The organism is Streptomyces sp. NPDC001668, assembly GCF_042893155.1.
Taxonomy (GTDB): domain Bacteria; phylum Actinomycetota; class Actinomycetes; order Streptomycetales; family Streptomycetaceae; genus Streptomyces.
In genome coordinates, this window is the sequence record NZ_JBIAUQ010000019.1 from 138,049 (window position 1) to 150,565 (window position 12,517).

11 protein-coding genes and 1 pseudogene are annotated in these 12,517 nt (G+C 71.9%); 7 read left to right on the forward strand and 5 right to left on the reverse strand.

Annotation, left to right across the window (positions count from 1 at the left end; all coding sequences use genetic code 11):
- The first annotated feature begins 155 nt into the window (after positions 1-155).
- A complete protein-coding gene (locus tag ACFYZ8_RS39480; RefSeq protein WP_359035817.1) occupies positions 156-1,328 on the forward strand; it encodes an acyl-CoA dehydrogenase in 1,173 nt (390 codons plus the stop codon).
- A gap of 338 nt (positions 1,329-1,666) precedes the next feature.
- Positions 1,667-2,482: pseudogene (locus ACFYZ8_RS39485) on the forward strand (phosphotransferase family protein); the annotation flags it as partial.
- A 10-nt stretch (positions 2,483-2,492) separates the two neighbouring features.
- Here ACFYZ8_RS39485 and ACFYZ8_RS39490 read toward each other — a convergent pair.
- A complete protein-coding gene (locus tag ACFYZ8_RS39490; protein WP_359035813.1) occupies positions 2,493-2,924 on the reverse strand; it encodes a hypothetical protein in 432 nt (143 codons plus the stop codon).
- Positions 2,925-3,192: 268 nt separating this feature from the next.
- Here ACFYZ8_RS39490 and ACFYZ8_RS39495 point away from each other — a divergent pair, with 268 nt between their 5' ends.
- From ACFYZ8_RS39495 to fxsA, 4 genes are all read left to right on the forward strand, one after another.
- A complete protein-coding gene (locus ACFYZ8_RS39495) occupies positions 3,193-3,633 on the forward strand; it encodes an Lrp/AsnC family transcriptional regulator (RefSeq protein ID WP_359035811.1) in 441 nt (146 codons plus the stop codon).
- Between the two features lie 76 nt (positions 3,634-3,709).
- Positions 3,710-5,296 (forward strand): amidohydrolase, encoded by a 1,587-nt coding sequence (locus ACFYZ8_RS39500; protein ID WP_388540302.1) that lies wholly within the window; start codon positions 3,710-3,712, stop codon positions 5,294-5,296.
- A 550-nt stretch (positions 5,297-5,846) separates the two neighbouring features.
- Positions 5,847-6,641, forward strand: a complete 795-nt coding sequence (locus tag ACFYZ8_RS39505) for a polyprenol monophosphomannose synthase (protein ID WP_359035807.1) — start codon at positions 5,847-5,849, stop codon at positions 6,639-6,641.
- 72 nt (positions 6,642-6,713) lie between these two features.
- Entirely contained in the window at positions 6,714-7,280 is a 567-nt protein-coding gene (fxsA, locus tag ACFYZ8_RS39510; protein WP_359035805.1) for an FxsA family membrane protein, read from the forward strand.
- A 117-nt stretch (positions 7,281-7,397) separates the two neighbouring features.
- On the opposite strand, the gene ACFYZ8_RS39515 is transcribed toward fxsA, so the two are convergent.
- From ACFYZ8_RS39515 to ACFYZ8_RS39530, 4 genes are all read right to left on the reverse strand, one after another.
- Positions 7,398-7,772, reverse strand: a complete 375-nt coding sequence (locus ACFYZ8_RS39515; RefSeq protein WP_003977404.1) for an RNA polymerase-binding protein RbpA — start codon at positions 7,770-7,772, stop codon at positions 7,398-7,400.
- Between the two features lie 268 nt (positions 7,773-8,040).
- Entirely contained in the window at positions 8,041-9,396 is a 1,356-nt protein-coding gene (locus ACFYZ8_RS39520; protein ID WP_388540299.1) for an MFS transporter, read from the reverse strand.
- Between the two features lie 64 nt (positions 9,397-9,460).
- Positions 9,461-10,228, reverse strand: coding sequence for a glycerophosphodiester phosphodiesterase (locus ACFYZ8_RS39525; RefSeq protein WP_359035801.1), 768 nt, complete (start codon positions 10,226-10,228; stop codon positions 9,461-9,463).
- Complete coding sequence (locus ACFYZ8_RS39530; protein WP_388540296.1) at positions 10,225-10,914, reverse strand: YitT family protein; 690 nt, start codon at positions 10,912-10,914, stop codon at positions 10,225-10,227. Before ACFYZ8_RS39530 ends, ACFYZ8_RS39525 begins: the two co-directional genes overlap by 4 nt.
- A gap of 64 nt (positions 10,915-10,978) precedes the next feature.
- On the opposite strand from ACFYZ8_RS39530, the gene ACFYZ8_RS39535 reads away from it, so the two are divergent.
- Complete coding sequence (locus tag ACFYZ8_RS39535; RefSeq protein WP_388540294.1) at positions 10,979-12,478, forward strand: PLP-dependent aminotransferase family protein; 1,500 nt, start codon at positions 10,979-10,981, stop codon at positions 12,476-12,478.
- The last annotated feature ends 39 nt before the right edge of the window (positions 12,479-12,517 follow it).

Sequence of the window (12,517 nt, forward strand, 5' to 3'; positions counted from 1 at the left end):
TCTCCTTTCGGGCATACTCACAGGGCGCAGCCGCTGGTCAGCAGCTTCCGTGACCCGGGAGACGCGAGCAGCGGCCGGCGCTCAGTGAGACCAGCGGAGCCGCCCCACCCCACGGCGTGCGCCCGCCAGCGCCCTACAGGGAGGAGAGCGTCGCCATGCCCGACCGCGCCCCGCAGCCGGTGGACCGGCAACTGCCCACGGACGAGGCCCGGGATCTGATCTCGCTCGTCCGCGACATCGCGCAGCACGAGATCGTCCCGCGCGCGGCCGAGGAGGAGGACGCCGGGCACTTCCCGCGCGAGGTCTTCACCCTGCTCTCCCGGACCGGACTGCTCGGCCTGCCCTACGCCTCCGAACACGGCGGCGCCGACCAGCCGTACGAGGTCTACCTCCAGGTCCTCGAAGAACTCGCCGCCGCCCGCCTCACCATCGGCCTCGGCGTCAGCGTGCACACCCTCGCCTCCTACGCCCTCGCCACCTACGGCACCAAGGAGCAGCGGGTCGAACACCTGCCCGCGATGCTCGGCGGTGGACTGCTCGGCGCTTACTGCCTCTCCGAGCCCTCCTCCGGCTCGGACGCGGCCTCGCTGCGCACCCGGGCGGTATGGGACGGCGACAACTGGGTGATCACCGGCACCAAGGCCTGGATCACCCACGGAGGGGTCGCCGACTTCTACACCGTCATGGCGCGCACCGGCGAGGAGGGGCCGCGCGGCATCACCGCGTTCCTGGTGCCCGCCGACGCGGACGGCGTGAGCGCCGCGGCCCCGGAGAAGAAGATGGGCATGAAGGGCTCGCCCACCGCCCAGGTCCACTTCGACGGGGTGCGCGTCCCGGACGCGCGGCGCATCGGCGACGAGGGGCAGGGCTTCGCGATCGCCCTGTCCGCGCTCGACTCGGGGCGGCTCGGCATCGCGGCCTGCGCGATCGGACTGGCCCAGGCGGCCCTCGACGAGGCGGTCGGCTACGCGACCGGGCGACAGCAGTTCGGGCGGCCCATCGCCGACTTCCAGGGGCTGCGCTTCATGCTCGCCGACATGGCCACCCAGATCGAGGCCGGGCGGGCGCTGTACCTCGCGGCGGCGCGGCTGCGGGACGCCGGGCGGCCCTTCGCCAAGCAGGCGGCCATGGCCAAGCTGCACTGCACCGACACCGCGATGAAGGTCACCACCGACGCCGTCCAGGTCCTCGGCGGCTACGGCTACACCGCGGACTTCCCGGCCGAGCGGTACATGCGCGAGGCCAAGGTCCTGCAGATCGTCGAGGGCACCAACCAGATTCAGCGGATGGTCATCGCGCGTCACCTAGCGGGTCCGGAGACGCGCTGAACTGTCCCGGCCTGACCTGCGGCGCCGCGAGCCGTACCCACTCCGGGTCGTGGCGCCCCGGCAGGGTCCGGCCGCGGGTCGCCCAGGTGTGCATCAGGTCCCGGTAGATCGGCGGGTCCTGGGGCGGCGGCGGGGCCGGGCGGAAGGGCGACGGGGCCGGTGGAAGCGATTCTGCGACCGGTGCGAAGGTACGGGTCATACCGGGGCAACGCGGAAGTCGGCGACGGGGTCACCGGTGTCCGCAATCGCGCGTGCGTTCACGGGCGTCCGGCCGGACATCTGGCCACCTGCCGGGGTCTGACGTACCGCCAGCCAACCGCCGCCAGGGAGGTGGGCCGCGCCGCACGGACCTTCCCGTACCGAAGGTGCAGTGGCTGGAGGAGGACCCCGGACCGCTCGGGGCGCCCTTCTTCGTGATGGAGCGCGTGCCGGGGCGGGTGCCGCCGGACGTCATGCCCTACACCTACGAGGGCAACTGGCTGCATGCCGCGAGCGACGCCGAGCGAGAGCACGTGGAGGCGGCCACGATCGGGCTGTTGGCCCGCATCCATGATCAAGTCCCCGTGACGGAGGCCCAGTTCCTCACGCTGCCCGGCGAGGGCGACGCACTGCGCCGCCATGTCACCGCCCAACGCGCCTACGACGACTGTGTGGTGGACGGACGCGCCCGCTCACCCCTCATCGAGCAGGCCTTCGACCGACTGGAGCAGCTCTGGCCGCACGACCCGTGCCCGCCCGTCCTCAACTGGGGCGACGCACGCATCGGCAACGTGATCTACGACGGGTTCGACCCCGTCGCCGTACTGGACTGGGAGATGGCGGCCCTGGCCCCGCGCGAGGTCGACCTCGGCTGGACCGTTTACCTGCACCGCTTCTTCCAGGACCTGACGGTCGCCTTCGGCCGGCGGGGACTGCCCCGCTTCCTGCGCCGCGACCGGATCGAGTCCCGCTACGCCGAACTCACCGGGCACACACCGCACGACATGGAGTTCTTCACGCTGTACGCCGCCGCGCTGCGGCACGCGATCGTCATGCTGCGCATCGCCTGCCGCCAGGCGCACTTCGGCGAGGTGGCCGTACCGTCGGACCCGGACACACTGATCCTGCACCACGGCAGCCTGCGGGCCATGGTGCAGGGCAGCTACTGGGACTGAGCGAGGCGGCTCAGGCGGCCTGGCGGCGCATCACCGGCACGCGCATGGGGCGCGAACCCGGGCCACCGACGTGCGAGAAGGGCTGGGTCCGCCAGTCGAGTCCCTGAGGGAGCGTCAACAGCAGGGCGGTGTCCTGCTCCTGGGGCTCGGCCGACTCGTCCGCCGACCGGGCCTCGGAGGCCTTGCGGCCCGTACCGGTGCAGACCGTGAGGCCGAACGGATTCCACGGCGAGGCGCACAGCGCGTGCTCCGGCAGCACCTCCTCGTCCGCCAGCAGGGCGATGGACTGAGCGCAGTCCGGGCAGATCACCCGGAACATCTCGAAGGTGTCGTACGCGTCGAACTCGTCGTCGAGGGCGTCGGGTTCGACGCCCTCCGGCTCGGACTCGACAACCGCCAGGCGCTTGGGCGCGGTACGACCAGGACGCTGAAGACTCTGCATTGGGTTCTCCCCCTCGGGCTGGGCCGTGAAGGCACTGCGGCCTCGACCACAGCAAGCACTTCCCGTCCCGTCATGGAGGTAATCACGAGAACATCACGGAGGCTCCCCGGGGGGTGTGGCCTTCGTCACATGCCGCTCGCAGATGCCCGTGGCGGTCGCTTTGTCCCCCAGGCGGCGCACAGGCGCCTCCCGGGCACATCACGAACCGGGCATGACCTGGGGCGCTCAGGTATCGGAGGAGATCAGGCGCACTGTAGGTTCTTGCGCCATGGAGGAGCTGGACCGACAAATCGTGCAGCTGCTCGTCAAGGACGGGCGGATGAGTTACACGGACCTGGGCAAGGCCACGGGCCTGTCCACCTCGGCCGTGCATCAGCGGGTGCGACGGCTGGAGCAGCGTGGTGTCATCCGCGGGTACGCCGCGGTGGTCGACCCCGAGGCGGTGGGCCTGCCCATGACCGCCTTCATCTCGGTGAAACCGTTCGACCCCAGCGCCCCCGACGACATCGCGGACCGCCTGAAGGACGTCCCCGAGATCGAGGCGTGCCACAGCGTGGCGGGCGACGAGAACTACATCCTCAAAGTGCGGGTGGCGACGCCGCACGAACTGGAGGAGCTGCTGGCTCGCGTGAGGTCGCTGGCGGGCGTCTCGACCCGCACGACGGTCGTGCTGTCCACTCCCTACGAGGCCAGGCCGCCGCGCATCTGATCAGGCGGTGTGTCCGTTCCCTTCACCGGGCGACCCGCGCCCCGGTGGCGGGACGGCCCCTGGAACACTGTCCCCCATGAGTGAACCGAACACCGTCCTCCTCCGCCGCGGCGAGGTCCACAGCCCCGCCGATCCTTTCGCCACCGCGATGGTCGTCGAACGGGGACAGGTGGCCTGGGTCGGTTCGGAAGGCGCCGCCGACGCCTTCGCGGACGGTGTCGACGAGGTCGTGGACCTGGACGGAGCCCTGGTCACTCCGGCGTTCACCGACGCACATGTGCACACGACCACCACCGGTCTCGCCCTCACCGGCCTCGACCTCTCGAAGGCCCCCTCCCTGGACGCGGCCCTGAGCCTCGTACGGGACTTCGCGACCGCCCGCCCGAGCGACCGTGTCCTCCTCGGGCACGGCTGGGACGCCTCCCGCTGGCCCGGCGGACGCCCGCCCACGCGCGCGGAACTCGACGAGGCGACCGGCGGCCGCCCCCTGTACCTCAGCCGCATCGACGTCCACTCGGCGGTCGCGACGACGGCGCTTCTCGACCTGACGTCCCTGGGCCCCGTGGACGGTCCCCTGACCGCCGACGCCCATCACACCGTCCGCGCCACGGCACTCGGTTCCGTCACGCCCGCCCAGCGCGTCGAGGCCCAGCGGGCCGCCCTCGCGCACGCCGCGTCCCTCGGCATCGGCACCGTTCACGAATGCGCAGGCCCCGAGATCTCCTCCGAGGACGACTTCACCGGTCTGCTGCGGCTCGCCGGCGAGGAGCCCGGCCCGAGAGTGGTCGGCTACTGGGCCGAGCAGGACGTCGACAAGGCACGCGAACTCGGCGCGCTCGGCGCCGCCGGGGACCTCTTCGTCGACGGTGCCCTCGGCTCCCACACGGCCTGCCTGCACGAGCCGTACACCGACGCCGGCCACACCGGGGTCGCCTACCTGGACGCCGCCGCCGTGGCCGCCCATGTCACGGCCTGCACCGAGGAGGGCCTCCAGGCCGGTTTCCACGCGATCGGTGACGCGGCGGTGACCGCCGTGGTCGAGGGTGTCCGCGCCGCCGCCGAGAAGCTCGGCCTCGCCCGCGTCCGCGCCGCCCGGCACCGCGTCGAGCATGTCGAGATGCTCACCCCCGAGACGATCGCCGCCTTCGCCGAGCTCGGCCTCACCGCGTCCGTCCAGCCCGCCTTCGACGCCCTGTGGGGCGGCGAGGACGGGATGTACGCGCGGCGCCTGGGCCGGGAGCGGGCGGGCCGCCTGAACCCCTTCGCGGCCCTCCTGCGCGCCGGTGTCCCGCTCGCCTTCGGCTCGGACAGCCCCGTCACCCCGCTCGACCCGTGGGGCACGGTCCGCGCGGCCGCCTTCCACCGGACCCCCGAGCACCGCGTCTCGGTGCGTGCCGCCTTCACCGCGCACACCCGCGGCGGCTGGCGGGCGGTCGGCCGGGACGACGCGGGTGTCCTGGTGCCCGGCGCCCCCGCCGACTACGCCGTGTGGCGCACCGGCGAACTGCTCGTGCAGGCCCCCGACGACCGGGTCGCCCGCTGGTCCACCGACCCCCGTTCCGGCACGCCCGGCCTGCCCGACCTGACGCCGGGCCGTGACCTGCCCGTCTGCCTGCGCACCGTGGTCGGCGGACGGACGGTCTTCGTACGGCCGGGCGAGTGATCTCCGGGGGCGGCGCGCGGTGACCGCCCGCCGCCCCGCTCTCGCGCGACCTGCGCATCCTCCCCACTGACCTGGGCGTTGCCGACAGACGGGCAGGTCAAACGGCTGTTGACAGCCGACGGCAGGAGGCGGGTAGGTTCGGCCGGGTCCACCACCGGACGCCCGACCGGGGAACCTCCGCCCAGTCGTCGCAGCGCCGCTGGGTCAGGGACGGTGTGCCGCACCGGAGCACCGTCACTGGGAGCCAGGCTCAGCGCTCGCGCCACGGCGAGGGAACGTTCCATCCGGCCGGGAAGGTGTGACCCGGGTGGGGCCCGGGCGCTCAGTAGACAACGGCTTTCGGTCGACCCGCACCCAGCGGGCCCCAGGTCGGCCCGAAGGGCGCCGGGCCCCCATCCGCAGCGAAGGTGAAGATCCGGCCATAGCGGCCGAAAATTATACTCTTACCCCGCTCTTGTGGAAACGACACCAGCATACGAACGCCTTGTCACGTCATCGCAGGCCGTGCGCACTATGGTGGACGCCTGCGTATTGACTCGAAGGGGCAGCAGTGAACGAGGGCGACGGGACCCACACGGGCCAGGAGAGGCGATTCGGCCCGCTCGGCACGGCTTTGGTGATCATTCCGACCTACAACGAGGCGGAGAACATCAAGGCGATCGTCGCCCGGGTGCGCAAGGCCGTCCCGGAGGCGCACGTCCTCGTGGCCGACGACAACAGCCCCGACGGCACCGGCAAGCTCGCCGACGAACTCGCCGTCGGGGACGACCATGTCCAGGTCCTGCACCGCAAGGGCAAGGAAGGCCTCGGCGCCGCCTACCTCGCGGGCTTCCACTGGGGGCTGGAGCACGGCTACGGCGTCCTGGTCGAGATGGACGCTGACGGCTCCCACCAGCCCGAGGAACTGCCCCGTCTGCTCACCGCCCTCAAGAGCGCCGACCTGGTCCTCGGCTCCCGCTGGGTGCCCGGCGGGCGCGTCGTGAACTGGCCCAAGTCCCGCGAGTTCATCTCCCGCGGCGGCAGCCTCTACTCGCGCCTCGCCCTCGACCTTCCGCTGCGTGACATCACGGGCGGCTTCCGGGCCTTCCGCCGCGAGACCCTCGAAGGCCTCGGCCTCGACGACGTCGCCTCCCAGGGCTACTGCTTCCAGGTCGACCTCGCCCGCCGCGCGGTCAAGGCCGGCTACCACGTCGTGGAGGTGCCGATCACCTTCGTCGAACGCGAACTCGGCGACTCCAAGATGAGCCGCGACATCCTCGTGGAGGCCCTGTGGCGGGTCACCACCTGGGGCGTGGGGGAGCGGGTCGGCAGAATCACGGGACGGGACAAGCGCCCACAGGCGTAGTCCCACGACCTCACAGCCGCGGTTGATCGTCCCCTTATGCCGTGTTGAGCCGCGCCCAGGCACACTGGACGTATGACGACAGGCGCTCCGACCCCCACGTACCCCACCCGGCCCCGCCGCTCCCGTGTGCGCACCTTCCTGCCGCTGGGCGTCGCCGCCTGGCTGGTGCTGGAGATCTGGCTGCTGACCGTGGTCGCGGGCGCGGCGAGCGGATTGACCGTGTTCCTGCTGCTGGTCGCCGGCTTCGTGCTCGGCTCGGTGGTCATCAAGCGGGCCGGCCGCCGCGCCTTCCAGAACCTGAACGAGGCGCTCCAGCGGGGCGGCGCCCCGTCGAGCTCCGGCAGCGGTGGCAACGGCCTGATGATGCTGGGCGGCCTGCTCCTGATGATCCCCGGCCTGATCTCGGACGCGGTGGGTCTGCTCCTGCTGCTCCCGCCGGTCCAGAAGGCCGTGGGCCGCTACGCCGAGCGCACCTTCGACCGCAAGCTCCGCGAGGCCGTCCCCGGCACCCTGGGCGACGCGTTCCAGCAGGCCCGGATGCACCGCCCGGACGGCAAGGTGGTCCAGGGCGAGGTGATCGTCCGGGACGAGCCGGGCGACGGCACCCCGCGGGACACCCGCCCGCCGCTCACCCGCTGAGCCGGACCGCCTGCGCCGGACCCGGGCGGACCTGACCGCGGACAGCGCAAACCGCGGGCGCGGTACGTGGATCACGTACCGCGCCCGCGGTTACTTGTTGTATGCGCTGTTTCCCGCTCAGGCCGACTTGCGGCTGTCCCGGGGATGAACAGCGATGTTCATCGCGCCGGAACGCAGAACCGCCAGACGCTCCTCGAGGACCTCTTCGAGTTCCTCGCGGGTGCGTCGCTCCATCAGCATGTCCCAATGTGTACGCGCGGGCTTGGCCTTCTTCTCTTCAGGGCCGTCGCCGTCCACGAGGAGTGCCTGGGCCCCGCAGACCTTGCACTCCCACTCCGGCGGGATCTCCGCCTCGACCGAGAAGGGCATCTCAAAGCGGTGCCCCTTCTCGCATGCGTACTCCACGGCCTGGCGCGGGGCCAGGTCGATGCCGCGGTCCGTCTCGTAGCTGGTCACCACGAGGCGCGTGCCGCGAAGAGCTCGCTCACTCATGAATCGTGCCTCCCGGGCTTGTCGCCCACAGGACAGGTGTCGCTGTCGTCGTCATACCGGTCAACGTCCGGTCGGCGGTAAAGATTCCCGTTCCGGGTCCCGTCCCGGGCAATGCGTCGCCGTCGTAGCCGCCCCTTGTTGTACCCACCAGCGCCCGGTTTGTCACATCTGCTAGCAGATGTCACCCAGCGTTTCGGCTTCTTTGACGCGCAGTAACGGTACGCCTGGCAGGCCAAACGCGTACACTACAGCGCTTTGGTGTTGAACGCTAAATCCTTTCGGGTACGGGATTGCCCGCGTCGCTGATCGCCCGCCGCACCGGAACCCTCGTGAGCAGGGCGAATCCGATGACGAAGAAGGCCACCAGCGAGATGATCGCGTCCCGATAACTTCCGGTCAGCTGGTAGGTGATCCCGAACAGCAGCGGGCCCAGCCAGCTCATGCCACGGTCGCTCATCTCGTACGCCGAGAAGTACTCGGCCTCCTTGCCGGGCGGGACGAGATGGGAGAACAGGGAGCGGGACAGGGCCTGGCTGCCCCCGAGGACGAGTCCGATGCCGGAGGCCAGCACGAAGAACCACACGGGCGCTCCGGCGGGCAGGAAGAACCCGGCCCCGAGGATCACGGCCCAGGCGACCAGCGAGCCGAGAATCGTGCGTTTGGCCCCGTAGGTCCGGGCGAGTCGGCCCAGCGCCAGCGCGCCCGCCACCGCGAGCACCTGGACCAGGAGCACGGCCGCGATGAGCGTCGACTGGCCGAGCCCCAGTTCCTCGGAGCCGTAGACCGACGCCTGGGAGATCACGGTCTGGATGCCGTCGTTGTAGATCAGGTACGCCAGCAGGAAGGCGAGCGTGAGCGGGTGGCGGCGCATGCCGCGCACGGTGGCGGCGAGCTGCCGGAAGCCCGGGGCCGTGGGTTCCTTCGCGTCCCGAGCGGACGGGCGGCGGTCACGCAGCCGGCGTAGCGGGATCAGCGCGAAGCCGCCCCACCAGAGCCCCGCCGAGGCCAGGCAGACGCGGACCGCGGCGCTCTCGGAGAGGCCGAAGGAGTCGTGGCCCATGTAGAGAACCAGGTTCACGACCAGCACCAGGGCGCCCGCCGCGTAGCCGAAGGCCCAGCCCTTGGAGGAGACGGCGTCGCGCTCCTCGGGCGGGGCGATCTGGGGGAGGTAGGAGTTGTAGAGCATCGTCCCCACGGACTGCGCCGCGTTGGCGACGACCAGGAGGACGCCACCGAGGAGATAGCGGTCGCCGCCGAGGAAGAACATGCCGGTCGTCGCGGCGGCCCCGGTGTAGGCGGCGGCCGCCAGGAGCGGCTTCTTGCGGCCGCCGCGGTCGGCGGCGGCGCCCACCAGGGGCATCACCAGGACGGCCACGATCACCGACAGGGACACCGAGTACGCGAAGAAGGAGCCTGTCCTTACCGGGATGCCCAGGGGGTGGACGTATCCGTCGGCGTCCGCCGCGTGTTTCGCGACCGACGTCAGGTAGGGGCCCAGGAACACGGTGAGCACGCTCGTCGAGTAGACGGAGCACGCCCAGTCGTAGAAGTACCAGCCGCGTTGCTCACGCCGCCGGTCGGCGGCCTCGTCCGCCGCGCCCGCCCGCACGGTGTCGGTGCCCACCCGTGCCCTCGCTTCCCCGTGAAGGTGCCGTGCGCGGCACGGGGACGGGCGGGTCGGCCGTGGGTCAGACCCAGACGCCCCGGTCCTCCATGACCTTGCGCAGTGTGTCGATGTGATCGGTCATGATGCCATCGACTCCCAGGTCCAGAAGCCGGTGCATGCGATCGGCTTCGTTGATGGTCCACACATGTACCTGCAGCCCGCGCGCGTGGGCGGCGCGCACGAAGCGGTGGTCGACCACCTGGATGCCGGACTGGACCTCGGGCACCTGGGCGGCGACGGCCGAGCGGCGCAGGGCCGCCGGGACCCCCCAGGAGCGCAGCCGGAGATTGAGCACGCCCCGGGTGCCGTACGAGGTCGCCAGGCGCGGTCCCGCCAGGTGCTGGGCGCGGATCACCCGGGCCTCGGAGAAGGAGCCGACGCAGATCCGGTCCCAGGTGCCGGTGCGCTCGACGAGGTCCAGGAGCGGATGCAGGGCCGGCTCGGCCTTGAGGTCGACGTTCCAGCGGGCCTCGGGGAAGGTCTCCAGGAGCTCCTCGAACAGCGGCACGGGTTCCCTGCCCGCCACCCGCGCGTGCCGTACCTCGGCCCAGGGCAGGTCCGCTATCCGGCCCGCCCCGTCGGTCACCCGGTCCAGGGTCGCGTCGTGGAAGGCGACCAGCTTGCCGTCCGCGGTGGCGTGGACGTCGGTCTCCAGATACCGGTAACCCGCCTCCACGGCCCGCCGGAACTGGAACGCGGTGTTCTCCAGGCCGTCCGCCGCCCCGCCCCGGTGGGCGAAGGGGATGGGGCCCGGATGGTCGAGGTAGGGGTGGCGTATCGGCGCGGTCACGGACGCAGTATCGCTCCGCGCGGTTGCCCGGTGGCAACGACCGTGCTGCCGTCGGATGCCGGGGGAACGGCGAACACGCGCAGGAAGACCTGGGCGAGCGGGCCGATGGACACCGCGTAGAGGACGGTCCCGGCGCCGACGGTGCCGCCGAACACGAACCCCGTGACCACGACGGCCACTTCGACCGCGGTCCGCATCAGCCGGATCGAGCGTCCGGTCCGCCGGTGCAGTCCGGTCATCAGACCGTCCCTGGGACCCGGGCCGAAGCTGGCGGCGATGTAGAGGCCGGTGGCCACACCGTTGAGCACGATGCCGGCCAGCAGGAGCGGGATCCGTACGGCGAGACCGTGCACGCCCGGGACCGCGGCGAGGGTGGCGTCCATGGCGATGCCGACCACGAAGACGTTGGAGACCGTGCCGAGGCCCGGCCGCTGGCGCAGCGGGATCCACAGGAGCAGCACCACCGCGCCCACGACGATCGACACGACCCCGATGGACAGACCCGTCAGCTCGGCGAGGCCCTGGTGCAGCACACCCCAGGGTTCCAGGCCCAGGCCCGCCTCGACGAGCAGCGCGGAGCTGGCTCCGTACAGGGCGAGTCCGACGTACAGCTGGATCAACCGTCGTCCCAGACGGCTCTGCGTGGACAAGGTGGGTCCCCCCGTGGTGGTAGTGGCCTGACGCATGACACCCTGTGGCTTGGGATGGCACGCCATCCATGGCCAATCCGGGGAAGGTGGACTGATTTCAGTGGCGCAGTGGACCTCGGCGGTGGGTGCGGCGCAGCTCGCCCGACTGCTCACCTCCCAGCAGGACCGCCCGGCGGGCCCCGGCACCCGCCGCCCGCCGGCCTACCGCGCGCTCGCCGACGGCATCCGCCTGCTGGTCCTGGAGGGCCGGGTCCCGGTGGCCGCCCGCCTGCCCGCGGAACGCGAGCTGGCCCTGTCCCTGTCCGTCAGCCGTACGACCGTCGCGGCGGCCTACGAGGCGCTGCGGGCCGAGGGATTCCTGGAGTCCCGGCGCGGTGCGGGCAGCTGGACGGCCGTTCCGGCCGGGAACCCGCTCCCCGCGCGCGGGCTCGAACCCCTCCCGCCCGAGGCCCTCGGCTCGATGATCGACCTGGGCTGCGCCGCACTGCCCGCCCCCGAGCCGTGGCTCACCCGCGCGGTCCAGGGCGCCCTGGAGGAGCTGCCGCCGTACGCCCACACCCATGGCGACTATCCGGCGGGCCTGCCGGCGCTGCGCGCGATGATCGCCGAGCGGTACACCGCGCGCGGGATCCCGACGATGCCCGAGCAGATCATGGTCACGACCGGCGCGATGGGCGCGATCGACGCGATCTGTCACCTCTTCGGGGGCCGGGGTGAGCGCATCGCGGTGGAGTCCCCGTCCTACGCGAACATCCTCCAGCTGATGCGGGAGGCGGGTGCCCGGCTCGTGCCCGTCGCGATGGCGGAGGGGCTGACCGGCTGGGACATCGACCGCTGGCGTCAGGTGCTGCGGGACGCGGCACCGCGGATCGCCTATGTCGTCGCCGACTTCCACAATCCGACCGGTGCGCTGGCCGGTGAGGACCAGCGGCGGCAGTTGGTGGAGGCGGCGCGCTCGGCGGGGACCGTGCTGGTGGCGGACGAGACAATGACCGAGCTGTGGCTGGACGAGGAGGTCTCGATGCCGAAGCCGGTGTGCGCCTTCGACCCGGCAGGCTCCACGGTGGTGACCGTCGGCTCCGCCAGCAAGGCGTTCTGGGCGGGGATGCGGATCGGCTGGGTCCGGGGGGCACCGGACGTGATCCGCAGCCTGGTCGCCGCGCGGGCCTACGCCGACCTGGGGACGCCGGTCCTCGAGCAGCTCGCCGTGAACTGGCTGTTCAGCACCGGCGGGTGGGAGCAAGCAGTGGAGCTGCGCCGTAGCCAGGCCCGGGAGAACAGGGACGCGCTGGTCACGGCGCTGCGCAAGGAACTGCCGTCCTGGGAGTTCGAGGTGCCGCAGGGCGGTCTGACGCTGTGGGTAAGGGCTGGAGGCCTCTCGGGCTCGCGGCTGGCCGAAGTGGGGGAGCGGGTCGGGGTACGGGTGCCGTCGGGCCCGCGGTTCGGTGTCGACGGGGCGTTCGAGGGATATGTGCGCCTGCCGTTCACGGTCGGTGGAGCGGTGGCCGAGGAGGCGGCGGCACGGCTGGCCGCGGCGGCGCGGGTGGTGGAGAGCGGCGGGTCGGGCGGCGGGGAGTCCCCTCGTACCTTCGTCGCGTGAAGCGCCCCTCAGGGGCGCGGGGAACTGCGCGACCAGCCC